The sequence below is a fragment of the Mycobacterium sp. NPDC003449 genome, assembly GCF_053588415.1.
In genome coordinates this window covers 1-24,233 of record NZ_JBSFPX010000006.1, presented here as the reverse complement: position 1 = coordinate 24,233, position 24,233 = coordinate 1, and the positions used below count along the sequence as shown (strand labels likewise).

At 67.3% G+C, this 24,233-nt stretch carries 23 protein-coding genes; 11 read left to right on the top strand and 12 right to left on the bottom strand.

Features of this window, described 5'->3' with window-relative positions; translation table 11 throughout:
• The 4 genes from ACWDTP_RS03265 to ACWDTP_RS03250 are packed head-to-tail and all read left to right on the top strand — an operon-like array spanning position 1 to position 4,014.
• The gene (locus ACWDTP_RS03265; RefSeq protein ID WP_450016534.1) at positions 1-759 is read left to right on the top strand and encodes a class I SAM-dependent methyltransferase; all 759 of its coding nucleotides are present in this window, start codon (positions 1-3) and stop codon (positions 757-759) included.
• A 3-nt stretch (positions 760-762) separates the two neighbouring features.
• Positions 763-1,725 (top strand): ABC transporter permease, encoded by a 963-nt coding sequence (locus tag ACWDTP_RS03260; RefSeq protein ID WP_450016533.1) that lies wholly within the window; start codon positions 763-765, stop codon positions 1,723-1,725.
• On the top strand, positions 1,722-2,555 hold the full coding sequence (locus ACWDTP_RS03255) for an ABC transporter permease (protein WP_450016531.1): 834 nt from the start codon (positions 1,722-1,724) through the stop codon (positions 2,553-2,555). Before ACWDTP_RS03260 ends, ACWDTP_RS03255 begins: the two co-directional genes overlap by 4 nt.
• Positions 2,548-4,014: an ABC transporter ATP-binding protein gene (locus ACWDTP_RS03250; RefSeq protein ID WP_450016529.1), complete on the top strand. Its 1,467-nt coding sequence runs from the start codon at positions 2,548-2,550 to the stop codon at positions 4,012-4,014. The genes ACWDTP_RS03255 and ACWDTP_RS03250 overlap by 8 nt, the downstream gene beginning before the upstream one ends.
• Here the strand turns inward: ACWDTP_RS03250 and ACWDTP_RS03245 are convergent.
• On the bottom strand, positions 3,936-6,845 hold the full coding sequence (locus tag ACWDTP_RS03245) for an MMPL/RND family transporter (RefSeq protein ID WP_450016527.1): 2,910 nt from the start codon (positions 6,843-6,845) through the stop codon (positions 3,936-3,938). The two genes, ACWDTP_RS03250 and ACWDTP_RS03245, sit on opposite strands and share 79 nt — an antisense overlap.
• Positions 6,842-7,285 carry an MmpS family transport accessory protein gene (locus tag ACWDTP_RS03240; protein ID WP_450016525.1) on the bottom strand — a complete coding sequence of 148 codons (444 nt, stop codon included), beginning with the start codon at positions 7,283-7,285 and terminating at the stop codon, positions 6,842-6,844. Before ACWDTP_RS03240 ends, ACWDTP_RS03245 begins: the two co-directional genes overlap by 4 nt.
• A gap of 260 nt (positions 7,286-7,545) precedes the next feature.
• On the opposite strand from ACWDTP_RS03240, the gene ACWDTP_RS03235 reads away from it, so the two are divergent.
• Entirely contained in the window at positions 7,546-8,190 is a 645-nt protein-coding gene (locus ACWDTP_RS03235) for a sigma-70 family RNA polymerase sigma factor (RefSeq protein ID WP_450016523.1), read from the top strand.
• On the opposite strand, the gene ACWDTP_RS03230 is transcribed toward ACWDTP_RS03235, so the two are convergent.
• From ACWDTP_RS03230 to ACWDTP_RS03205, 6 genes are read right to left on the bottom strand one after another with little or no spacing between them, the layout of a single operon-like run.
• On the bottom strand, positions 8,086-9,570 hold the full coding sequence (locus ACWDTP_RS03230; RefSeq protein WP_450016521.1) for an aspartate ammonia-lyase: 1,485 nt from the start codon (positions 9,568-9,570) through the stop codon (positions 8,086-8,088). The two genes, ACWDTP_RS03235 and ACWDTP_RS03230, sit on opposite strands and share 105 nt — an antisense overlap.
• Complete coding sequence (locus ACWDTP_RS03225) at positions 9,567-10,709, bottom strand: M20 family metallopeptidase (RefSeq protein WP_450016519.1); 1,143 nt, start codon at positions 10,707-10,709, stop codon at positions 9,567-9,569. Before ACWDTP_RS03225 ends, ACWDTP_RS03230 begins: the two co-directional genes overlap by 4 nt.
• Entirely contained in the window at positions 10,699-11,376 is a 678-nt protein-coding gene (locus ACWDTP_RS03220; RefSeq protein ID WP_450016518.1) for a DUF1028 domain-containing protein, read from the bottom strand. Before ACWDTP_RS03220 ends, ACWDTP_RS03225 begins: the two co-directional genes overlap by 11 nt.
• On the bottom strand, positions 11,373-11,813 hold the full coding sequence (locus ACWDTP_RS03215; RefSeq protein ID WP_450016516.1) for a RidA family protein: 441 nt from the start codon (positions 11,811-11,813) through the stop codon (positions 11,373-11,375). The genes ACWDTP_RS03220 and ACWDTP_RS03215 overlap by 4 nt, the downstream gene beginning before the upstream one ends.
• Positions 11,810-13,264 (bottom strand): 4-hydroxyphenylacetate 3-hydroxylase family protein, encoded by a 1,455-nt coding sequence (locus tag ACWDTP_RS03210; RefSeq protein ID WP_450016514.1) that lies wholly within the window; start codon positions 13,262-13,264, stop codon positions 11,810-11,812. Before ACWDTP_RS03210 ends, ACWDTP_RS03215 begins: the two co-directional genes overlap by 4 nt.
• 28 nt (positions 13,265-13,292) lie before the next feature.
• Entirely contained in the window at positions 13,293-14,741 is a 1,449-nt protein-coding gene (locus ACWDTP_RS03205) for an amino acid permease (RefSeq protein WP_450016512.1), read from the bottom strand.
• Positions 14,742-14,840: 99 nt separating this feature from the next.
• Between ACWDTP_RS03205 and ACWDTP_RS03200 the strand changes: the two genes are divergently transcribed.
• The gene (locus tag ACWDTP_RS03200; protein ID WP_450016510.1) at positions 14,841-15,746 is read left to right on the top strand and encodes a LysR substrate-binding domain-containing protein; all 906 of its coding nucleotides are present in this window, start codon (positions 14,841-14,843) and stop codon (positions 15,744-15,746) included.
• Positions 15,747-15,752: 6 nt separating this feature from the next.
• On the opposite strand, the gene ACWDTP_RS03195 is transcribed toward ACWDTP_RS03200, so the two are convergent.
• Together ACWDTP_RS03195 and ACWDTP_RS03190 are read right to left on the bottom strand one after the other, a co-directional pair.
• Positions 15,753-16,373, bottom strand: a complete 621-nt coding sequence (locus tag ACWDTP_RS03195) for a sigma-70 family RNA polymerase sigma factor (RefSeq protein WP_450016508.1) — start codon at positions 16,371-16,373, stop codon at positions 15,753-15,755.
• Between the two features lie 193 nt (positions 16,374-16,566).
• Positions 16,567-17,730, bottom strand: coding sequence for an aromatic ring-hydroxylating oxygenase subunit alpha (locus ACWDTP_RS03190; protein WP_450016506.1), 1,164 nt, complete (start codon positions 17,728-17,730; stop codon positions 16,567-16,569).
• A gap of 69 nt (positions 17,731-17,799) precedes the next feature.
• Here ACWDTP_RS03190 and ACWDTP_RS03185 point away from each other — a divergent pair, with 69 nt between their 5' ends.
• Genes ACWDTP_RS03185 through ACWDTP_RS03175 form a run of 3 tightly spaced genes read left to right on the top strand, consistent with a single transcriptional unit; the run spans position 17,800 to position 20,851 of the window.
• On the top strand, positions 17,800-18,408 hold the full coding sequence (locus ACWDTP_RS03185; protein WP_450016504.1) for a TetR/AcrR family transcriptional regulator: 609 nt from the start codon (positions 17,800-17,802) through the stop codon (positions 18,406-18,408).
• 37 nt (positions 18,409-18,445) lie between these two features.
• A complete protein-coding gene (locus tag ACWDTP_RS03180) occupies positions 18,446-19,858 on the top strand; it encodes an NCS2 family permease (protein ID WP_450016502.1) in 1,413 nt (470 codons plus the stop codon).
• 21 nt (positions 19,859-19,879) lie between these two features.
• Complete coding sequence (locus ACWDTP_RS03175; RefSeq protein ID WP_450016500.1) at positions 19,880-20,851, top strand: DUF808 domain-containing protein; 972 nt, start codon at positions 19,880-19,882, stop codon at positions 20,849-20,851.
• On the opposite strand, the gene ACWDTP_RS03170 is transcribed toward ACWDTP_RS03175, so the two are convergent.
• A complete protein-coding gene (locus tag ACWDTP_RS03170; protein ID WP_450016498.1) occupies positions 20,848-21,576 on the bottom strand; it encodes a hypothetical protein in 729 nt (242 codons plus the stop codon). The two genes, ACWDTP_RS03175 and ACWDTP_RS03170, sit on opposite strands and share 4 nt — an antisense overlap.
• A 307-nt stretch (positions 21,577-21,883) precedes the next feature.
• A complete protein-coding gene (locus ACWDTP_RS03165; RefSeq protein WP_450016496.1) occupies positions 21,884-22,573 on the bottom strand; it encodes a TetR/AcrR family transcriptional regulator C-terminal domain-containing protein in 690 nt (229 codons plus the stop codon).
• Between the two features lie 100 nt (positions 22,574-22,673).
• Between ACWDTP_RS03165 and ACWDTP_RS03160 the strand changes: the two genes are divergently transcribed.
• Positions 22,674-23,738: an NAD(P)H-dependent amine dehydrogenase family protein gene (locus ACWDTP_RS03160; protein WP_450016494.1), complete on the top strand. Its 1,065-nt coding sequence runs from the start codon at positions 22,674-22,676 to the stop codon at positions 23,736-23,738.
• A gap of 128 nt (positions 23,739-23,866) precedes the next feature.
• On the top strand, positions 23,867-24,070 hold the full coding sequence (locus tag ACWDTP_RS03155; RefSeq protein ID WP_450016492.1) for a cold-shock protein: 204 nt from the start codon (positions 23,867-23,869) through the stop codon (positions 24,068-24,070).
• The last annotated feature ends 163 nt before the right edge of the window (positions 24,071-24,233 follow it).

Sequence of the window (24,233 nt, the reverse complement as noted above, 5' to 3'; positions counted from 1 at the left end):
ATGACACTGACGACGGCGCTGGCCGAACAATGGCTCGAACGCTGGGACCGCCAGCAGGAGTACTACATGCCGGACCGGGAGGAACGTTTCGACATCGTCATCGATATTCTCGAAGAGGTTGTCGCACGACCCGATCCACTGGTCGTCGACCTCGGGATCGGCCCCGGCTCACTGGCCCACCGCCTGGTCGACCGCATCCCGCAGGCCCACGTGGTCGGTGTCGACGCCGACCCGTTGCTGCTCGGGCTCGGCACCACCGCCCGGCCCCACCCGCACATCCGGACGGTGCTGGCCGATCTTCGCGAACCGGGCTGGTTCGACGCGCTCGGCCTGGATCGTGCCCCCGACGCCTACGTGAGTTCGACGGCGCTGCACTGGATGAACCGGGCACCGCTGAAAGATCTGCTGCGCCGGTGCGGTGCCAACATCGCGGCGGGCGGGGTTTTCGTCGACGCCGACCATCTTTACGAGGGCACCGACGGTCCGGAACTCGACAGGGTCGCACGGGCGTTGACCGCGCGCCGCGCCGAGCGGCGCGGCGGCCGTAACGGTGAGGACTGGGCACAGTGGTGGGCCGCGGTGGAATCCGCGCCCGAACTCGGCGAGCTGGTCCGCGACCGCGACGGCGGATTCGCCCATCCGGTCGACGACCGTCCCTCGGTCCACGACTACCTCGACTTCCTGCGGGCCGGCGGATTCCGGGAAGCCGGGATTCTCTGGCAGATGGGAGACGACCGGGTCATCGCGGGCATCGCCTGAGCGATGGGTCCGCTGGCGGGGTTCTCGCGGTTCGCGGCCCGACGCGCACTGATCGGCCTGCTGCAGGTCGCGATTCTGCTCGGGCTGATCTTCGTGCTGTCCCTGCTCATGCCGGGCGACGCCGCCGACGTCCAGAGCAGCGACCTGACCAGCGCCGGGCAACGCGAACAGACCAGGGCGGTGCTCGGGTTGGACGTGGCGCCGCTACAGCGGTTCCTCGACTGGTGCGGCAACGCGCTGACCGGTGACCTCGGGACCTCCTATGCCCGTGGGGAACCCGTACAGTCGGTGATCGCCGAACCCTTCCTGGTGTCGGCCGCGCTGGCCGTGCTGACCACGCTGCTGCTGATCCCGGTCGGTTTCGGCGCCGGATTCGCGGCCGGTGTCCGCCCCGGCTCGGTGCGGGACCGGGTCATCACCACCGTCAGCGTCGGTTTGGACTCCATCCCCGATTTCGTACTCGCGGTGGTCCTGATCGCATACCTGGCGATCGGATTGCGGTGGTTTCCTGCGACTTTCGTCGGGGTCGGCCCGTACCAGGCGCTGACCGACCCGGCCCTTCTGGTGCTGCCGTTGACCGTCATGGTCGCGAGGGTGGCCGCACCGCTGGTCAGGCTGGTGCGGGCCGGGGTGATCGACACCATGACCATGCCCTACATCGCCCAGGCCCGCCGCCACGGGGTACCCCGATGGTCACTGCTGCTGCGTCATGTCGCGCCCAATGCGCTGGCGCCTGCCATGCAGGATCTCGGCCGCACAGGTGACGGCCTGCTCTCCGGTGTGCTTGTCGTGGAGGCGATCTTCGTCCTGCCGGGGGTGGCGACGACTCTGCTCGACGCCGTCGGCAACCGCGATCAGCCCGTCATCCTGGCCATCCTGCTCGTGACCGGGCTGGCCGCGATCGTCGTCAACGGACTCATCGATGCGGTGGGCACCCGCATGGTGCCCGGCAGGCGCGCGGTATGAGGCGGTTCGCGGCCGCGGCGGCCGGTGTTCTCGTATCGGTGCCCCTTGCGGTGGCGCTGGCCGGACCGTTCGTCGCGGGCTGTGCTCCGCACGACCCGCAGCCGCCGTTCGGACCGTCGACCTGGTCCTGGTTCGGCACCGACCGGCTCGGCCGTGATGTGCTCGCGGCCGCACTCAGCGGCGGCAGGCCGATGGTGGTCACCGCCGTGCTGACCGTGGCCGCCGCCTACGCCGTCGGATTCGGCCTCGGCATCACCGCGGCCGCCGCCCGCCGCAGCTGGATCGAGGACGTCATCATGCGCCCCGTCGACGTATTGCTGTGCCTGCCGGTCCTTCTGGTCGTCATGGTGGCGGCACTGCGCTCCGACGGATCCGGCGTGGCCATCGCGGTCGCGGTCGGTTTCATGCTGGTGGCCCCGATCGCCCGGTTCGTCCGGATGGCCGCGCGCGGCGTCGTCGGCAGCCCCGCGATGGAGGCCCTGCGGATGCAGGGCGCCGGGCCGTGGGAACGTTACGCGGGCTATGCGCTGCGCCATCTGGCCCGGCCGGTGGCCGCCGATGCGGGGGTGCGACTCGTCGCGGCCATCTATGTGCTGGCCTCCGCCAACTTCCTCGGGATCGGATTCGACACCACCTCGACCGACTGGGCGGTGTCGGTCGCCGCCAACAAGGACGGACTGTCGGGCGCACCGTGGTCGGTGTATCTGCCCGCGGCGCTCATCGTGTCGCTGGTGCTCGGTCTCAACCTGCTCTGCGATGTGGTCCTGGCCGACCCCGAGCGGCAGGAACTACGCAGGCACCCGGGCAGGGCGGCGGCTCGGCATGGGTGAATCCCGTGGTCTGACGGTACGCGGTCTGCGGGTCGCGGCCGGTGAACACCGCCTGGTCGACGGGGTGGACCTGGAACTGGCGGCCGGCACCATCACCACCCTGGTCGGGCCTTCGGGTGCGGGCAAGAGCACGATCGCCGCGGCCCTCGCCGGGACCCAGCCGGCCTCCCATCGGGTGACCGGGGTGATCGACCGGCCACGGCGGGTCGGTTATCTACCGCAGGATGCGGCCGCCACCCTCAATCCGGCCCGCCGGATCGGCACCGCCCTCGCCGAACTCGCGGTGCTGCACGGGAATCCGCCCTCCGGTCGCGCGCGCCGGCGGCTGTGGAAACGGCGACGGGTCACCGATCTGCTGCGGCAGGCCGCTTTCGAGACCGACCCGACCCATCATCGGCGCTACCCGTTCCAGTTCTCGGGTGGGCAGCGGGTGCGGCTGGCGCTGGCCGCGGTGCTGGCGACGGACCCGGAGCTGCTCGTTCTCGATGAACCCACGTCCGGGCTGGACCCGGTCAGCCGCGACGAATTGATCGGCGTGCTGGACCGGTTGCGGCGCACCGGCCGTACGGTGCTGCTGGTGACCCACGATCACGCCGTGGCGACCGGGTTGTCCGACCGGGTCATCGGGGTGCGCGACGGCAGGCTCACCCCCGAGCTCGCGCCGGCGCCCGACCCTTCGGCGGACCCCGCGACCGGGCCGGGCGAGCTCGTGCTGGAGGTATCCGGAATCCGGGTCCGCCGGGACCGCACCGATCTGGTCCGTGCGGCCACGTTCGGGGCCCGCACCGGTGAACTCATCGCGATCGTCGGCCCATCCGGTGCCGGCAAGACCACGTTGGCCCGCGCCGTCGGCGGGCTGGAGCCGCTGTCGGCGGGCACGGTCCTGGTCGACGGTGTGGCATTGCCCGCGCTGCGGTCCAGGAACCGTCGGCAGCTCGCCGCGGTGCAGTACGTCTGGCAGGAGACCCGCGAGACGTTCGACCGTACCCGCCCGATCCTCGATCAGGTGGCGCTCACGGCGCTCCGGCTGCGCGGGTTGGGAATTGAGGATGCCCGCGCCGAGGCGGTGGCCGAGCTCGGTGCTCTCGGGGTCACCGCCGCGCAGGCATCCCGCAGGCCCGGGGATCTGTCCGGCGGCCAACTGCGCCGGGCGGCCCTGGCCCGCGCGCTGCTCGCGCGCCCCACGGTGCTGCTGTGTGACGAACCCACCACCGGCCTCGATCCGGCGGCCACCGAGCTCGTCCTGGCCCGCCTCGGTGAATACCGGAACACCTCTCGGGCCGCGATCCTGGTGTGCAGTCACGATTTACCCGCACTGCTGCCGCGGGCCGACCGGATCCTCACCGTCGACGACGGCACCGTGACACCCGAGACCGACGGTTACCGGGTCGGCACCGGAATCGCCGCGGTGTCGTCATCGCCGGGATCGGTGACCCTCGGCGCCCGCTTCTTGAAGTGATGGTCGCCGCGCGGGTACACCACCTGCGGCCACCAGAACCAGCGGCCCAGCAACGTCGCTATCGAGGGCATCAGCAGTGAGCGCACGATCAACGTATCCAGCAGCAGGCCGATCGCGATCGTCGACCCCATCTGGGCCAGCACGACCAGATCGCTGCCCATCATCGCGGCCATGGTCGCCGCGAACACCAGCCCCGCCGAGGTCACCACACCGCCGGTGCCGCCCATCGAGCGGATGATCCCGGTTTTCAGCCCGGCGTGGATCTCCTCCTTGAACCTGGACACCAACAGCAGGTTGTAGTCCGAGCCCACCGCCAGCAGGATGATCACCGACATCAACATCACCAGCCAGTGCACCTGGATCCCGAGCAGGTCCTGCCAGAGCAGGACCGAGATCCCGAACGAGGCCGCGATCGAGCTGGCGGCGGTACCGACGATGACCCCGGCCGCCACCACGCTGCGGGTAATGATCAGCATGATCGTAAAGATCAGGGTCAACGCCGAAACCACCGCGATCATCAGGTCATAGCGGGCGCCGTCACTCATGTCCTTGTAGGTGGCGGCCACACCACCCAGGTAGATCTTGGCATCCGACAGCGAGGACATCTTCAAACCCTCTTGTGCGGCTTTGCGTTCCGAGTCGACCCTGCCGATACCCTCCGGTGTGGCGGGATCGGTCTGGTGGGTGATGAACATGCGCGCGGACTTGCCGTCCGGTGACAAGAACATCTTCAGCCCACGCTCGAAGTCCGGGTTCTGGAACGCCTCCGGGGGCAGGTAGAACAGATCGTCGTTCTTGGCGTCGTCGAAACTCTGCCCCATCGCCAGGGCTGTGTCGTTCATCGCCTGCATCTGGTCGATCAGGGCCTTCTGAGAGTTGTACGACGCCAACGACAGGTCCCTGCTGGTTTTCATCGACGCGATCGTCTGCGGCAGCAGTGCCGTCAATTTCGGTGCCAGGTCGGCCAGTTGGTCGGTATCGACCTGCACCGCCCCGGTGATGTCGGTCAGTTCGTCGATCCCGTCCAGAGCATCGAAGACCGATCTCGTCGCCGAGCACATGGGGATGTCGAAGCAGTGCGGTTCCCAGTAGAAGTAGTTGCGCAACGGCCTGAACTGGTCGTCGAAGTTGGCGATGTTGTCCCGCATCTGCTTGGTCACCTCGAGCAGTTGCTGCGACTTGACAGCCGACTCCTGGGTGAGCCTGGTCTGCTCAAGGGACAATTGGTACTGCTTCTCCATGATGTCGATCGACACGTTGGTCGCATCGATCATTTTCAGCTGGTCGGCCAACTGCTCCCGCTGAAACGGCAGGTTCATATTGTTGGTCTGGCCCTGAATGCTGGTCTGGAACGGAATCGAGCTGTGCTGGATGGGGATACCCAGCGGGCGGGTGATGCTCTGCACCATCGCGATGCCTTCGGTGTGCAGGATATTTTTGGCGATCCGGTCCAGCACCAGCATGTCCGCGGTGTTGCGCATATCGTGATTGGACTCGACCAGAAGGATGTCGGGGTTCATCCGGGCCTGGGTGAAATGCCGGTCGGCGGCGGCGAAGCCGATGTTCACCGGGGCATCGCTCGGCATGTACCATCGGTCGTTGTATGCGGCCTTGTACCCGGGGACCGCGACCACGCCGATCAGCACGACGAACATGCTGGCCACCAGGATCGGCGCGGGCCACCGGACCACCGCGGTGCCGACCTTGTACCAGAACCGGCCCTTGGCAGCCTTTTTCGGCTCGAACAGGCCCACTTTCCCGCCCACGTAGAGGACCGCGGGCCCCATCGTGACCGCGGACGCGACGACGACGATCATGCCGATCGCGACCGGTGCGCCCATGGTGCTGAAGTAGGGCAGCCGGGCGAAGCTGAGGCAGAAGGTGGCCCCGGCGATGGTGAGGCCGGATCCGATGATGACCGGGGCAACGGACTTGAAGGTGGCGTAGTACGCGTCTTCGCGGTCCAGCCCCTGGCTGCGGTCCTCGCGGTAACGACCGAAGATGAAGATGCCGTAGTCGGTCGCCGCGGCGATGGCCAGCATCGTGAGGATGTTGCCCGCGAAGGTGGTCAGGCCGAACACGTCATGGGTGGCCAGGACCGAGATGAGCCCGCGCGAGGACAGCAGTCCGATGCCGGTCAGCAGCAGCTGGACGAGTGTGGTGCGGATCGACCGGTAGACCACCAGCAGCATGATCGCGATGGCGATCAGGGTATAGATGGTGATCTTGGCGAGGCTGGCGTCACCGATGGCGTACAGGTCTGCGGTGAGCGCTGCCGGGCCTGCGACGTAGGCCTGCACGCCCGGCGGGGCCTGGGTGTCCTTGATCACATCGCGGACGACTTGCACGCCTTCGCTGGCGAGCGTTTCGCCCTGCTGCCCAGCGAGATTCAGCATCACATAGGAGGCTTTGCCGTCGGCACTCTGCGCCCCGGCCGCGGTCAGCGTGTCACCCCAGAAGTCCTGGATGTGCTGGACATGCTCGGGATCCTGGCGCAGTTTGCGGATGATCTCGTCGTAGTACTTGTGCGCGTCCGGGCCCAACGCGTTCTGCCCCTCGACGACGATCATCACCGTGCTGTTGGAGTCGAACTCTTTGAAGTTGGCACCCATCCGCTTCATCGCGCGCATCGACGGCGCATCCTCTGGCGCCATGGGCGCCGAGTGCAGTTCGCCGACCACCTCGAGCTGCGGCGCGATGACGTTGACGACGACGGCGAAGGCGATCCAGAACAGGATCACCGGTATCGCAAGTATCCGCAGCGCATGCGCGAAGTAGGGCCGGTGACCCCGGTTGTTGTTCTTGGCGTGAGCGGGAGTGGTTGACGTCATGCGGATTTCACCAGGCAGTAGGTTTGTGCGTTGATACCGTCGGCCGATTTCTCCTCACGGACAACTCCATTCACGGTGACCCGGCAGCCGATCTCGCCGTCCCGGTCCACCCTGGCCATCAGGTTGGCGCTGACCGTCGGCAGCGTGGTGGACAGGGTGACTGACCACGGCAGGGGCGCCGTCACCGAATGGACGTTGGCATCCGGATCGAAATAGCTGATCTCGGCGGTGGATCCGGATGGGCCGTACACGTCGTAGACCATGATCTTCGGATTGAACTGGACGATCTCGATGCCCGCTCCCGCGTTGGCGTTGAGATCCTCGGAGCCGAACATCTTATGCAATCGCGATACCACCAGACCCGAAACCGCCAGTACCGCTACCAGAAGCAACGGAATCCAGGCTCGCTTGAATATGCGAGCCAGCGGACGTGCGCTCACCCCGACCCCTCCGACACTCGCCGTTCGGCGAATTAGTTCGTTTAACTATGCACTGCGCGCAGAACATTACAGGCGTCCACAACCCCACACAGTGCTCGGATATTTCCTGCGAATTCCCTGTGTGTCGCCTGTCAGATCCGGACACCCGGGGACGGCTCGTAGCCGACGGGACTCCTGTCACACCACCCCCGACTGGAGATCGGCTACCTAGACGGTCTACACTATTGCATAGTTTTTCTATATATTGGTCGGAGGGTGTCATGCGATTGGAGTACCAACAACAGCCTGTCGGCGGCCGGCCCACTCTGCGCCGGCGCACGTCCGCGCGTGACGCGGCCCGCTTCGTCGAGACGACCCTGCCGTTCATCGATCAGATCGAGCGGGGCGCCCGCAGGCTCACCAACAACGGATACGATGCCGAAGACCTGGTCCAGGAAACACTTCTGAAGGCCTACACCGGTTTTCACACGTTTCAGGACGGGTCGAACGTCCGGGCCTGGTTGTTCCGGATCATGCACAACGCCTGGGTCACCGGCTACCGCGCGCGCCAGCGGGGCCCCGCCGAGCAACTCTGCGAGGACTTCACCGATGCGCAGCTGACGGCCGAGGCCGGCCACACCTCGACCGGACTCCGGTCGGCCGAGAACGAAGCCCTGGAATCGATGCGCGACGACGAGATCGCCGCCGCCCTCGCGGCGATCCCCGAGGTCTACCGCCTGGCCGTGTACTACGCGGATGTCGAGGGTTACCAGTACCGCGAAATCGCCGTGCTCATGGACACTCCGGTCGGCACGGTGATGTCACGCCTGGCCCGCGGTAGGCGCCGGCTGCGACCCCTGCTGGCCGATGTCGCCAGGGACCGCGGGATGGGGCGCGACGCCGGCGCGAACGCCACCGCCTGTTAGCCCGTCCTCGCCGAGCAGCCGGTCGAGATCGTCGGCGGCGATCGAACCGGTGGCCAACGCCAGGTCTCTAACCCCGCCGCGGCCGGCCAGCACGGCCGCCGCCACCTCGCCGGCCCGGGCGTAGCCGAGCACCGGAATCAACGCGGTGACGATGCCGGCGCTGCGCGCGGTGAGGCCGTCCAGATGGCCACGGTTCACCTCGATTCCGGCCACGCAGTGGGTGCGCAGCGCACCGAAGGCCGCACCCATCCAGCCGATCGACTGCAGCAGGCTGTGACAGATGATCGGTTCGAATGCGTTGAGCTGCAGCTGCCCCGCCTCGGCCGCGCACGTGACGGTGACGTCCGCGCCGATCACCGCGAAGGCGACCTGGTTGACCATTTCCGGGATGACCGGGTTGACCTTGCCGGGCATGATGCTCGACCCCGCCTGCCTGGCGGGCAACCGCAGCTCCCCGAAACCGGCCTGCGGACCCGAGGCCAACAGTCGCAGATCGTTGCAGATCTTGGACACCTTCACCGCCGTGCGCTTGAGCATCCCGGACAGATGCAGCAACGACCCGGTGTCCGAGGTGGCCTCGATCAGGTCGTCGGCGGTGACCACCGGGACCCCGGTGATCTGCGCCAGATGGCGAACCACGGCCTGCCGGTACCCGGGCACACTGGTGATGCCGGTACCGATGGCCGTTGCGCCCAGGTTGATTTCGCACAGCAGTGCGCGCGCCGCGGCGATCCGGGGCAATTCCTCGGCCAGGGTCGAACGCCACGCGCCGAACTCCTGGCCCACCGTCATCGGCACGGCATCCTGCAGTTGGGTGCGGCCGACCTTGGCCACATCGCCGAACTCGGCGGCCTTCTCACCGAACGCGCGGGCGAGCGCGTCGACCGACGCCGCAAGCCCACCGAGCGCGGTGATCAGCGCCAGTTTGACCGCGGTCGGGTAGACATCGTTGGTCGACTGCCCCCGGTTCACGTGATCGTTGGGGTGCAGCCTGTCATAGCTGCCCAGCGGGTGCCCGAGCAGCTCGAGCGCACGGTTCGCGATGACCTCGTTGGCGTTCATATTCGTCGAGGTCCCCGCCCCGCCCTGGACCACAGCGACGACGAAATGGTCGTCCAGCCGACCGTCGATGACGTCCTGACAGGCCCGGTCGATGGCCTCGGCCCGGCCGTCGTCGAGCGCGCCGAGTTCACGATTCGCGCGTGCCGCAGCCTGTTTGACCGCACCAAGGGCCGCCACCAGCGGCCGGTGCCCGGCCAGGGTCACCCCGCTGACCTGGAAATTCTCCAGCGCCCGCGCGGTGTGCACCCCCCAGTACGCCTCGGCCGGGACCCCCTTGTCACCGAGCAGATCGTGCTCGATCCGCAGCCGTGGCGTCACCGCTCGCTACCCTCGGCGAACAGGTCGAGCGCGGTCCAGGCCAGGGCGAGGGCCCCGTCCCGGATCGCCCGCTCGGCCTGCTCACCCACGCAGTGGTCGGCGAACTCCCGCTGATGGTTGAGGGCGGGCAGCGAGCCGATCCCGATGTAGGGGTGAATCGCGGGTACCACCTGGGACACGTTGCCCATATCGGTCGACGCCCGGTTCATCCGCGCCGCCTGCTCGCCCACGGCGAAGCTGCGCCCGAGCGCCTCGGCGTTGCGCCGGTAGGACGCCAAAGCCCGTTCGTCGGTACGGAATTCGGCGTACGGGCGACTCTCGGCCCGCACCGAAAGCTCGCATCCGCTGGCCAGTGCGCCCGCCTCGAAGCAGCGCCACACCCTGGGCTCCAGGTCGGCGAGTTCGGTCAGCGATTCGGCCCGCACATACCACCGGCCCCGGGTCCGCTCGGGTATCGCGTTGGGCGCCTCCCCGCCGTCGGTCACCACCCCGTGCACCCGGACGGTCGCGGGCAACTGCTGGCGCAACAGGCCGAGCGCCACCTGCGCGATCGTGAACGCATCCGCGGCGTTTCGGCCGTGCTCGGGGTAGGCCGCGGCATGGGCGGCCTTGCCGGTGAAGGTGATCTCCGAATGCGATACCGCGAACGGCCGGGCCTCGGCGACGTCCACCGGCGCCGGGTGGGCCATCATGGCCAGATCCAGACCGAGGAACGCCCCGCGGTCGAGCAGCTCGATCTTGCCGCCGCCGCCCTCCTCGGCCGGCGTGCCGAACACCTCGACCGTGAGCGCGGCGTCGTCGGCGACCTCGGCCAACGCCAGCGCGGCCCCGACCGACATGGCGGCGATCAGATTGTGCCCGCAGGCATGTCCGAGGCCGGGCAGGGCGTCGTATTCGGCGCACACGCCGATCCGCACCGGCCCGTTCCCGCGCCGGGCATGGAAGGCGGTGTCGAGCCCCAGATACGGGGTGACGACCTCGAACCCGGCGTCGGCGAGGCTCGCGCTCACCCACCGCACCGCCTGGTGTTCGCACCACGCGGTCTCGGGGTTGGCGTGCAACTTCTCCGACAGCGCTACCAGTGCCGGAAAGCCGGCATCCACAGTGGCTTTCGCGCGTTTCTTGAGCTCATTCGTCACCGGGGACCCCATAGGACGGTGCCAGGTCGGGCCGGCGCGCCCGCAGCGTGTAGTCCTCGGCCTGTGGCCGCCACACCTGCCAGATCGCCTCCAGCCGGCCGATCGGGTCTTCCTCGTCCCAGTCCACCCGCAGATCGGTCAGTGGCCATTCGGCGTCGTGGACCACGAGCAGGCCGCACGAGTGCACGGGCCCCTCCTCGCCGCCCGCGTCCTCCCCGGCCCGAAGCCCGGCGAGCAGCCGGTCGGCCAGCTGGGCATCCGGATCGGCCTGGAAGGCTTCCAGCATGGCCTGCGGGACCTTCTGTGAGGACAGCAGGTTCCCTGCAGCGACCACATCCGCATCGGCCGCCACCGTGTAGGTGCCCAATGTATGTGCGCCCGAATGGAATGCCACCGCGCCCGCGGCGTCGACCAGGGTGAGCTGCCGGTACCCGGGATAGGCGGCGGTCGCCACCACATCGGCCATCGCGCCGTCGGCATCGGCGCCATCGGCGAGCCGGTCCAGCAGCTTGGCACTCAGCGTCGGGTCGGTCACGTTCTGCGTGCACGCCACCCCGACCCCGGAGCGGGCCCGCACACAGCGCGCCGCCACCGCGGGGCTCGACGAGGTCACCACCGCACCGAACATGCCGGTGCGCGCACACCGGCCGGCCAGTGAGAATGTCACGGGATCACCGCCGTCACGGTCACTTCCACCACCCATTCCGGGCGGGCCAGCGAGTCGACGACCAGTCCGGTTGAGGCGTAGAAGACACCCTTGAACCGTTCCCCGAGGACCCGGTAGACGTCCTCGCGGTAGCGCACATCGGTGAGGTACACGTGGCAGGACACGATGTGCCCGAGCGAGGCACCGGCCTCGGCGAGCAGCAATTCGATGTTGTCGACGGTCTTGTGCGCCTGCCCGGCGGGATCTCCGACCGCGACGCATTCCCTGGTCTCCAGGTCCTGGGCCACCTGGCCGCGCAGGTACACCGTGTTCCCGGCCACCACGGCCTGGCACAGATCATTGGACAGATTCTGCTCGGGGTAGGTGTCGGCGGTGTTGAACGGCCGGATCCGGCGGTGCCCGCCGATCTCGATGCTTTTCGTGGCGGTTGCGGTCATGGGTTTCTCCCGTCGATGGTCTTGATTCCTGCGGACTGGCACATGAGCTCGGTGGCCGGTTCGAAGTCGTAGTTGTTGTAGACCGCCAGCAGGTGTGAGAACGGCGGCGACTGGGCGAACAGCTGAAAGGTCAACCGGTGGTTGGCGTAATCCGAGTTCAGCAGGTCCCGCCCGTAGGCCAGCAGCTTGCGCCGCTCCTCGGCCTCCACCTCGCCGACGGCGAAGTATTTGGTCAGCCAGCCGGCCGCCTCCTCGTTGGCGAAGGTGGCCGCACTCGGCGTGAGGCTGATCTGGCAGCCGGCCAGATCGCGGACCAGGTGCACGATCCGCGGCAGGTTGCTGCAGGCGAACACCCGGCCCGAGTACATCGTCGGCTGATGCGGCATCAGGTACCCACCGGGGCTCGGCTCGGCGAGTTCGATTGCCGCGGTGAGGAATGCGTTGATTCCCTCGCGGTACGCCGCGACCTCGGCGATCTTCTCCCGTACACCCTGATGCATCTTGACCCCGGTCTGCCGCGCGCTGGCATGCGCGAAGCCGAGCAGCAGATCGGCCCAGCGCAGATGCCGCTGCACGAACGGAAAGATGCTGTACCGGTGCAGGGTGGCCCGGATGAAGCTGGCCGCCTCGGTGTGCCGGTAGAAGAAGACGTTCTCCCAAGGGATTTCGACGTCGTCGAACACGATCATGGTGTCGATCTCGTCGACCCGGTTGGTCAGCGGATAGTCCTCTGCCGAGCGCATTCCCCGGAATCCGGACCGGCAGATGTGCTTGATGTCGGGGTGTCCCATATCGGCCAGGAAGCCGACGGCGTACTCGGAGTGGCTCTGATTGTTCCAGTCCCCGATCGTCGGTTTGACGAACGCCTGATTGGAGTAGGCCGCGGCGGTCTCGAATTTCGCGCCGCGCACCACGATTCCGCGGTCATTCTCGCCGATGACGCGCAGCAACACGTCCGGGTCCTGCTCCTGCGGCCACTTGGACCGATCCCCCTTGGGGTCGGTGTTGGCCGATACGTGGAAAGGATCGCGCAGGGTCGCGTTGCGGACGTGCGCGACGATGTTCTGCGAGAACGCCGGATTGATCTTGTCGAGAACGTCCTGGCCGTCGGCCAGCGACCACATCTCGCCCACGGTTTCGTCGCCGACGCGGGTGACCACACCGCCTGCGTGGTCGAGGATGGTGTCCACCCCGCGACGCTTGGCATGCCAGTCCGCCTTGGTCAGCGGGGGCTTGGACCCGATGGCGCACACCTCGCCGCTCTGCTCGTCGACGTAGGTCATGGTGTCCCTGGTCAATTCGTCGTGACCGAGATCGTAGATCCTGGCCCGGATGTCGACGATCGGCTGGAACGCCGGATGGGTGGTCACGTCGTCGACGCGCTCCCCGTCGATCCAGACGTTGCGCCCGTCGCGGATCGACTCCCGGTAGTCCGCTCCGGTTCTGATCATTGCTGTTCCTTCTTGTCGAGAGCGCCGGTCAGGCGCCGGTGGTGGTGCTGGTGGCCGGTTGGGCGCCGCGGGCGGCACGGAATCGGTAGGCGCACAGGATCAATCCGAATGCGACCAGACTCAGCAGGAATTGGGAACGGGTCTCCTCGATCACCCCCATCAGCCCGAGGACGACGACCATCCAGGCGATCGAGAACCAGGACAGATACGGGAAACACCACATCTTCAGCCGCAGCGCGCCCGGATCGGTGGCCTGCAGGCGGCGGCGCAACCGGATTTCGGCGCCGACCAGAATGATGTAGTAGATGAGCTGGATCGCCCCGGAGGAGTTGATCAGGAAGATGAAGACCTGTTCAGGGAAGAAGTAGTTCGCCACCACCGCCGCGTAACCCATCGAGGTGCCTGCCAGGATGGCCCGCACCGGCACACCCCGGCTGTTGACCTTGACCAGCGCCTTGGGTGCGTCGCCCTTCTCGGCCAGCGCGAACAGCATTCGCGAGGTGATGTACAGGCAGGAGTTCAGCGAGCTGAGCACCGCGGTAAGCACGATGGCCTCCATCACCACCGACATCCCCGGGATGCCGATGTGTTCGAGTACCACGGCGAAGGGGCTGCGGATGGTCTCCCCGGTGAACGGGGTGTCCCACGGCACCGCGGCGACGATCAGCAGGATCGAGACCACGTAGAACACGAACACCCGGGCCATCACCTGCTTGGTGGCCCTGGCGGCGAACTCGACCGGCTTCTTGGACTCGGCGGCGGCGATGGTGGCGATCTCGGCGCCGCCCATCGAGAACAGCACCGTCACGCTGCCGACCAGGGCGGCCACGACGCCGTAGGGGAACATCCCGCCGTGGGCGAACAGGTTGGTGAGACCCGGGCTTTCGGGCGTGCCGACGGCGCCGAGCAGGAACAGTGCGGTGACGCAGATGAAGAAGATGATCGCGATCACCTTGATCGAGGCGAACCAGAACTCGGCCTCGCCATAGGCCTTGACCGACAGCAGGTTGATCGCGGTGAGGATCAGCACCAGACCGAGGCACAGCAGCCAGGCGGGCACCCCTGGGATGTAGTTGGCCAGGATGCCCGCTCCGGCGACCGCCTCGATCGCCGCGACGACGACCCAGAAGTACCAGTAGAGCCAGCCCACGCTGAATCCCGCCCAGTTGCCCAGCCCTTCGCGGGAGAAATTGGCCACCGAACCGGAGGACGGCCGGGCCACGGCCATTTCGCCGATGGCGCGGATGACGAGAATCATCAGTACACCGGACAGTGCGTAGCTGAGCACCGCCGCGGGACCGGTGCGGTTGATCACCGCGCCGCTTCCGACGAACAGTCCGGCGCCGATGATTCCGCCCAGCGCGATCATCACGATGTGCCGGTTGTCCAGGCTGCGTCGCAGCCCGGTCTCCGGTGCGAAGCCGGCATCGGGCACCGTTCGCGACTGTTGTGGCGCCGTTCCACTCCGCTGCTTCATGGGAACTCCTGCCGTCAGGATCAGTGGTCCCGTCGACTATGACCCCGATCACCTACCCTGTACAGTCGAACTATTTGAAGCTCACGATCGGTTTTTCTGATGTCTGATGCGACTCTCCGACAGCTCGAATACTTCATCACCGCGGTCGAGGCGGGCTCGGTCACCGCGGCGGCCCAGCGCCTGCACCTGTCCCAATCGGCACTGTCGATGGCGCTGGGCGAACTGGAGCGCGCGCTCGGCGTACAGGTGCTGGTCCGGCATCGTCGCGGGGTCCGGCCGACCAGGATCGGCGAACAGGTGCTGGTGGACGCCCGCCGCCTGCTGGTCGACCTGGAAGACCTGCAAACCTCGGCGCGCGAAAGCCAGCACGGACTCACCGGCCGGCTCATGGTGGGTTGTTACAGCACCCTGTCGCCCGTGTTGTTGCCGCCGGTGCTCAGCGAGTACGTGGTGCGCTTCCCCGGCGTCGATCTGACCTTCACCGAGGGCCCGCACGACGCGCTGATCGACAGCCTGCGCAACGGAACCCTCGATCTGGCCCTGCTCTACGACTACGGCTCGGACGTCTCGGCGCACCGGGAGGATCTGAACACCGAAATCATCGTCACGGCACCGCCGTACGCGCTGCTCCCGGAGGATCATCCGTTGGCCGCCCGCGACGCCGTGTCGCTGCGACAGCTTGTCGACCAGCCACTGATCCTGTTCAGCCTGCCGCCGGGCGGCGCCTACTTCCTGTCGCTGTTCAAGGCGGAGGGCCTCGAACCGCGAGTCCGCTACCGCGCCACCAACTTCGAGCTGGTCCGATCGCTGGTCGCCCGTAAGCTGGGCTATTCCATCCTCAGCCAGCGGACGGCGATCTCGGTGAGCTACGAGGGTCGTGGATTCGTCACCCGGCCCCTCAAAGGCGACCACCCCGGGCTCGGCATCAACGCCGTGACACTGGCCGGGGCCAAACTCACCCGGCCGGCCGCCGCATTCATCGAGACCTGCCGGTCGGTGAACTGAATCCGCTCAGGCCGCGGCGCCGCCCACCACCCCGTTCGACCTGAGGTAACCGCGATCGACGCCGACGTCGATCAGCAGCTCGCGCAGATGACGACGCCCACGGTGCAATCGGGACATCACCGTCCCGACCGGGATACCGAGAATCTCGGCGATCTCCTTGTACTGAAATCCCGCAATGTCGGCGTAGTACACCACGATTCGCTGGAAGTCCGGCAGCGTCTCCACGGCCCGGCGAACATCGTCGTCGCCCATGGACTCCAGCGCCGCCAGCTCTGCCGACGCCAAGTCGGCCGAGGACCGGTTTGCCTGCGCGGCCAGCTGCGCATCGCTGAGCCCATCGGCGAACACCTCGTCCGGGCGGCGCTGAGCCGTGCGGTAGGCGTTGATCCAGGTATTGGTCAGGATCCGGAACAACCAGGCCCGGATGTTCGTCCCGTCCCGGTAGGTGTGAAAACTGGCGTACGCCTTGACCATCGTCTCCTGGACGAGATCCTCGGCATCGGCCTGGCTGCGGGTGTAGCGGCGCGCAGCCCCGTAGAGCTGATCGAGCAACGGCAGTGCGTCGCGCTCGAACCTGGCGGCCCTATCGGCATCGCCGGCTTGTCGGGTGTATGTGGTCACTGGCATGGCCCCGCTCCTGCCATTGGTCCTGGACACTTCGTCCACTGAAGGTAGCCCGCGCCGCACCCGGTCCCCATGGGGATTTCCCCCGCATTCACGGCGGTTTCCCGAATCCGGGGCAGGTGTGGAACGGTCATGCAGGCAGCATGACACCTCAACCCGACTTGAGGTCAAGCGGTTTTCCGGCGGGACGGGGCGGTCACTGCAGTGCCACGCCGAGCTCCTGCGCGAACACCGTGATCATGTGCTGGACACCAATCTCGTTGCGGCCGATGATCATGTGATCGTGCTGACCATGGCGAACCCCCTCGCCGCATTGCGGAAGCATGGCGAAGTCCTCATCACGGACGGCGGCGTGCACACTTTCGTACACGGCGTCGTAGCCGGCGCGCATCTCGTCGTTGGTCGCTGGAATCCGGCCCATCCAGCTGTGCCGCACAGTGCAGCGGGTCGGCTGCCCTTCCGGCAGCATGTCGATGATCTCGACCCCGACCGGGCTGTTGGCCAGGATGAGGTTCGGATAGACCCAATAGATCACCCCCATATTGGCCGAGGGATCGCGAGACACGTCGGGGTCCTCGGCGAGGTTGGTGATCCAGGTGAACGGAAACCCCATGCGGTGATGCTTCCCGAATTCGTCGTATACCGACGTGTTCGACAGCGTGTTCTGCCCGATCAGGCTGTCGCCGTGCACGAATGGGAAATGATAGCCCTCCGCGAAAGCCTCAAGGGCACCTTTCCACGAGACGTCGGAGGAGAACTCACGGTCGGTGTGGTAGCCGTACGATGCGTAGTCCCACCGGGCCAGTTCGGGTCCCAGATCGCCGAGGTGGGCGTCGACGTCGATCGACGCATCGGCGGTCAGCACCGCCCAGATGAATCCGTGACGTTCCTCGGACGGCAGTTCGACGAGGCCGTAGTCGGCGGTGTCCATCGAATCGAAGCCCGCCTTGCCCGGCAGCATGAGCAGTTCGCCGGTGTTGCGGTACGTCCACGCGTGATACGGGCAGACGAACCGCGATGCGTTGCCGGACCCGCAGGCGGGCATCGCGCCGCGGTGTCGGCAGTAGTTCAGGAACACGTGACTCTCACCCGCACGGTCGCGGGTGACCAGCAGCGAATCGCCGAGGACCGAACGTACGACGAAGTCGTTCTTGGCCGCGATCTGCGCCGAGGGCACGATCGCCAGCGGCACCCGGCGCAGGATCTGAGCCTCCTCGATCTCGGTGATCTTCGGGTCCCGGTAGTAGTGCAACGGGACCTTCAGTTCCCGTTCGGCCATATCGGTGGTGCCGTCGATGGCGTGGCGAAGTGCACGACGGGTCAGTGCTTCGTTGGTGCTTGTCACTGGGCTGGCGGTCATCATCTGACCATACAATGATGCTCGATTGTATTGTCAAGATTCACGAGGTCGACGTGCGACGATCGTCGGATGCGCAGGCACGGCTGGTCCGGTGACATCCCCGTCGACGACGAGGAGGCCGCCCGCCGCATCATCGCCACCACCCGGCGCGCCATCGACGCGCGGGGCACGGTCAGCGTGTCGGCGGTCGCGCAGTCCCTCGGCGTCACGCGTCAGACGATCTATCGCTACTACCCCACCCATGAATCGCTGATGGCCGCGACCGCACTGTCATCGGTCGACGGATTCCTCGATCGGCTTGCCGCGCAACTGGGCTCGATCAGCGACCCCACCGAGGCCGTGGTCGAAGGTATCGCCTACACCTTCGAGCAGATCCCACACGACCGTTATCTCAGCCTGGTGCTGCAACCGGGGAAAGCGAGCGCGTTCACCGCGGGAGTCACCTCCGAAATCGCGATCGGATTCGGCAAGTCGATCCTGCAACGCTTCGATATTGATTGGTCCGCAGCGGGTTTCATCGACGACGCGCTCGACGGTCTGGTCGAGTTCATGTTGCGCACCCTCCAGTCGTTCATTGTCGACCCCGGCGGACCGTCCCGCCAGGGCACCGGACTGCGGGCGTTCCTGCGGGACTGGATCGCGCCTGCCGTCGCGGCGCATGCGAAATCATCCGGTTGAGCGCGAGAATCATGCGCCGACCTTAGGGTCATGAGCTATGAATCGCCTCGATCGCTTCTTCGAAATCTCGGCGCGTGGATCGACGTTCGCGGCCGAGATCCGCGGTGGTGTGGTGACGTTCATCGCGATGGCCTACATCATCGTGTTGAATCCGGTCATCTTGTCCAGTGCCCCGGACGTCACGGGCAACAGGCTGGAGTTCGCCCAGGTATCGGCGACCACGTCGCTGGCGGCGGGCGTGATGACCCTGCTGTTCGGCGTGGTAGCGCGACTGCCGTTCGCGTTCGCCGCCGGCTTGGGCATCAACTCCTTCCTGGCGACCACCGTGGTCGGGACCGTCACCTGGCCCGAGGCGATGGGACTGGTCGTCATCAATGGGCTCATCATCGTGCTGCTCGCCGCCACCGGCCTGCGCCGGATGGTGTTCGACGCGGTGCCGATGCAGCTCAAGCTCGCCATCACGGCGGGGATCGGCTTGTTCATCCTGTTCATCGGCCTGGTCGACGCCGGTTTCGTCGGCTCCACCGGCCTGCCCTCGCCGCCGGTCGGCCTTGGCACCGGGGGCGTCGGCTCGATCAACACGGTGCCGACCGTGGTCTTCGTCTTCACCCTGCTGATCACCGGCATCCTGGTGGCCCGGCGGGTGCGGGGCGGCATCCTGATCGGGCTCGTGGCGGGCACCGTGATGGCCATGGCCGTCGAGGCGATCTGGCACCTCGGATCGGCCGTCGACAAACCCGGCGGCTGGGGCCTGTCGGTCCCGTCGCTGACGGGTTCGCCCTTCGCCCTGCCCGATCTGTCCCTCGTCGGCGAGGTCAGCCTGGGCAGCTTCGGCCGGATCGGCGCGCTCGCCGCAATCATGCTGGTGTTCACCCTGGTGTTCGCGAATTTCTTCGATGCGATGGGCACCATGACCGGGCTGTCCCGAGAGGCCGGGTTGGCCGACTCCAAGGGAACCTTCCCGAGGCTGCGCTCGGCGCTGATCGTCGAGGGCACCGGCGCGGTGGTCGGCGGCGGCTCCTCGGCGTCGTCCAACACGGTGTTCATCGAATCCGGTGCGGGCATCGAGGAAGGGGCCCGAACCGGGTTCGCCAACCTGGTGACCGGGTTGCTGTTCCTGGCCGCCATGTTCGTCGCCCCGCTGGCCTCGATCGTGCCGACCGAGGTCGCCGCGGCGGCACTGGTGATCGTCGGCGCGATGATGGTGTCGCATCTGCGCCACATCGACATCTCCGAGTTCTCCGTCGCGCTGCCGGTGGTCCTGACCGTGGCCACGATGGCCTTCAGCTATTCGATCGCCAACGGGATCGGCGTGGGATTCGTCGCGTGGGTGGTGCTGCGTTCGGCGGCCGGTAAGGCCCGTGAGGTCAGCCCGCTGCTGTGGGTGGTCACCGTGGGATTCGTGTTGTACTTCGCCCGCGGCTGGATCGAATCACTCATCGGCATGTGATCGCCGGTAATCTTCACAGACATGAGCGCGGGTCTGTTCGGTCTGCTCGATGACATCGCCGCCCTGGCGCGGTTGGCCGCGGCGTCGATCGACGACATCGGCGCGGCGACCGGGAAGGCGACCGCCAAGGCGGCGGGCGTGGTCATCGACGACACCGCGGTGACCCCGCAGTACGTCCACGGCATCACGGCGGACCGCGAGCTTCCGGTGGTCAAGAAGATCGCCATCGGATCGCTGCGTAACAAGATCCTGTTCATCCTGCCCGCGGCGTTGCTGCTCAGCCAGTTTGCGCCGTGGTTGCTGACGCCGATCCTGATGCTCGGCGCCACCTATCTGTGCTTCGAGGGCGCCGAGAAGGTCATGGGCTGGATCGGCAAACACGACGGCCACCACGCGGGTGGCGAACCCGCGGCGGGCACCGGCGCGGATGCCGAGAAGTACATGGTGACCGGCGCGATCCGGACCGACTTCATCCTGTCCGCCGAGATCATGGTGATCGCCCTCAACGAGGTGGCCGACCAAGCGTTCCTGCCGCGGCTGATCATCCTGGTCATCGTCGCGCTGGTGATCACCGCGGCGGTCTACGGCGTGGTGGCGGGCATCGTGAAGATGGACGATATCGGCCTGAGCCTGGCCCAGCGGTCCTCGACGTTCGCCCAGAAGGTCGGCCGCGGCCTGGTCTCAGGGATGCCCAAACTGCTGTCGGCGCTGTCCATCATCGGCACCGTCGCGATGCTGTGGGTCGGCGGCCACATCCTGCTGGTCGGGACCGACACGCTGGGGTGGCACTGGCTGTACGGCATCGTTCACCACGCCGAGGAGTGGGTGCACCACGCGGTGCCCGCGGTCGGAGCGGTGTTCGCCTGGCTCACCAACACCGCGGTGTCCGCCGTCATCGGCCTGGTGGTCGGGTCGGTGGTGGTGGGGATCGTGCACGTGCTGCCGTTCGGAAACAAGAAGGACAAGCCCGAAGGCCGGGCCGCGGCGCACTAAGACGTGTGCCGGGCAATCCAGTTCTGCCCGGCTTCGGCCGCCCGGACCATCGCCCCGTACTCGCCGAGGTAGTCGGCGACGGCGCCGATCCCGGGCAGCATGCCCAGGTAGTGGAACAGCCCGCTCGGGTGGGGCCGTTTGCCGAGCTCACCGGTCACCGCGTTCAGGATGCCTACCAGCTGCCACAGCTTCTTGACCAGCGACATCTCCGACCACGCGGTTTCGGGTGCCGGGACCGGGGGTGGATCGGTCAGCTCACGGTCGCACAGCACGGCGGCCAGAAGCCGGACCCGGGTCCGCTGATCGGTCACACCGTATTCGCGGGCGACGGCACACAGGATGAGCGCCTGGTTGGCGAAGCCGAGCGCGTCCTGCAGCGGCAACCGGTCGGCGAGCGCACCGAACATGCCGGGAAAGGCGACGCCCACGGTGTCGAGCGCGCCGACGCGGCGCACCCACCACCGGATCCGGGCGGCCCGATCCTTGCCTTCCCAGGACTGGGTCCCGGGAATGTCGGCGAAGTCGAGCAGCCCGGCCAGCAGGTCCGCGCCCTTGTCGGCGATACCGTCGCCGGCGCCGAGGTCATGGGTGCGGCGGCGCAATCCGAGCGGATCCGCTTCGGCCAGCACATCGAGGATCAGGTCGATCAACCCGACTGCGCGTCCGAGCGCATCCGCGACGTCGGCATCGGTCAGGTCTGCCCGCGGCAACGGGATGAGGCTCACGTCCCCATCTTGGTGCACTTCGCCTCGGCGTGGGGGCGATCGCGTTGACCCGGATGGGGGCATCTGTGGGCCGGGAAACGTCTCGACCGGGCACCGCGTAAGCGCCCTGTGACGAGCGTGCAGCCTGCCGTGCTGGTCGCCGGCGTGTCGTGACGAAAGCCTGCACGCTCGACACAGTCGCCGCAGAGGGGAGTCGAAGCCTGAGCCGATTGTCGATTGGGATGGGCGCGCGTGCGCGCTTCGCCGATCAGCTCACCGACCCCGTCACCCACCATGTGGACGCTGTTCCCGGACGGCGGATACAGCTTCAGGTAGGGCGGTCGGCCAGGGAGCGTTCCAGGCCGGCAATCACGATCTCGAGGTTGAACTCGAAGTCGGCGGTCCCCGACGCGGCCCGCTCGGCCACGACCTCCCCGAGCAGGGGGAACTGGTCGGCCGGGAGGTCCTGCAGGGCGCGGGCCACCTCGGGGGTCTGGTGACGCAGCCGCGAGTTCGCGGTGCCCAGCACATCGTGCGCCGCCGACAGCGCGATCCCCGAGACCAGGGTGAGCACGCGTCCGGCCGCCGCGATGCCGAATCCGGCGTCGGTCAGGGTGCGCAGCACCCGCTCGGCGAGCGTCAGCCCGGCCGCGCCGCCGATACCACTGATCCGGAAGTTCATCCCGGTCATGCCGTATTTGAGGGCGCCCTGGTGGATCGCATTGGCATAGGCGCGCAGGATCTCCTGCCAGTGCGTGTCCTCGGGTAACTCGATGGCGCGGAGTTCGGCATCGAAGAGATCGGCCACGACGAGTTCGAGCAGGCCGTCGCGATCGCCCACGTAGTAGTGCAGTGCGGTCCGGTCCACCCCGAGCACATCGGCGACGGCCTGCATCGTCAACGCCTCCGGCGCGATACCCCGTGCCGCGGCGATGATCTGGTCTCGGTCGATCCGGCGCGGACGGCCCCGGCGCCGCGGGGTGGCACCCTCGGCGCGGTCGGCTTCTCCGGCAGTCATCGCCGCAACAGTATCGGCTCAGGCATCCGCGCCGTTCCTCTCTTCCCTTTTTCTCACGGACGTGAAAAACTCCCCGGAGCCGACGAAAGGGGCCGTCCGAGTGTCAACCACATCCGCGTATCGGGTCGTTCAGTGGACGACCGGCAATGTCGGCAAGAGCTCCGTCGCGGCCATCGCGCGCAACCCCACCCTCGACCTGGTCGGCTGTTATGCGTACTCCGACGGCAAGGTCGGCCGCGACGCCGGTGAGCTGTGCGGCATCGAACCGCTCGGCGTCGCGGCCACCAACGATGTCGACGCCCTGCTGGCCCTCAAGCCCGATGTCGTCGTCTACAACCCGATGTGGATCGACGTCGACGAACTCGTCCGCATCCTCGAAGCCGGCGTCAACGTCGTGGCCACCGCATCCTTCATCACCGGCCACAACCAGGGGGCCGGTCGCGACCGGATCGCCGATGCGTGCGCCCGCGGCGGCGCGACGATGTTCGGGTCCGGCATCAGCCCGGGCTACGTCAATCAGCTGGCCGTCGTCGCGGCGGGCATCTGCGACCGGGTGGACAAGATCACCGTCAACGAGGCCGCCGACACGACGTTCTACGACTCCCCCGACACCGAGAAGCCGGTCGGGTTCGGGCAGCCGATCGACCACCCCGACCTGCAGGCCATGACCGCCAACGGCACCGGGGTGTTCGGCGAGGCCGTGCGGATGATCGGCGATGCGCTCGGCGTCGAGTTCGACGAGGTGCGGTGCGAGGCCGAATACGCACAGACTACCGAGGATCTCGACCTGGGTTCGTGGACCATCCCGGCCGGTTGTGTGGCCGGGGTGTTCGTCAGCTGGAAGGGGGTCGTCGGCGCCGCGACGCGGGTCGAACTCACCCTGCGGTGGCGCAAAGGCCAGACCTTGCAACCGGATTGGAAGATCGACCAGGACGGCTGGGTGATCGAGGTCGCGGGCCGCCCCACGGTCACGATGAAGGTCGGGTTTCTGCCGCCACCGGATTTCGAGGCCACCACCCTCGAGGAGTTCATGGTGCTCGGCCACATCATGACCGCGACACCGCCGCTCAACGCGATCCCTGCGGTGGTGGCCGCCGCACCCGGCATCGTCACCTACAACGATCTCCCGCTGATCCTGCCCCGCGGGGTGGTCCCGGCCGGCTGACCCGCCGTCGGCGCGGGTGGGTTCGAAGATCAATGACCCCAAGTATTTTCGTTAGCAATGACGCCTTCGTGCTATAGTCCGCTCCGGACGTGCTCCGTACGTCCGGATGAAAATGAGAGAAGCAGAATATGGCACAGGGAACTGTGAAATGGTTCAACGGCGAAAAGGGCTTCGGCTTTATCGCCCCCGACGGTGGCGCCCCGGATGTGTTCGTCCACTACTCGGAAATCAACGGTAGCGGCTTCAAGTCGCTCGAAGAGAACCAGCGCGTCGAGTTTGAGATCACGCAGGGGGCCAAGGGGCCCCAGGCAGTGGGGGTCACGGCGATCTGATCGCCCCGAGACTTTGGGGAACGGGCTGGTGCGGAACTTTTCCGTACCAGCCCGTTTCTGTCTCCGCGCCCTACTCCCGCCCCAACCAGCTGGCGGACTCGCCCCGCGCCGCGCGCATCACACAGTCCGCGGTCTCGAACAGCGGATCCTGGCGCGCCGAATC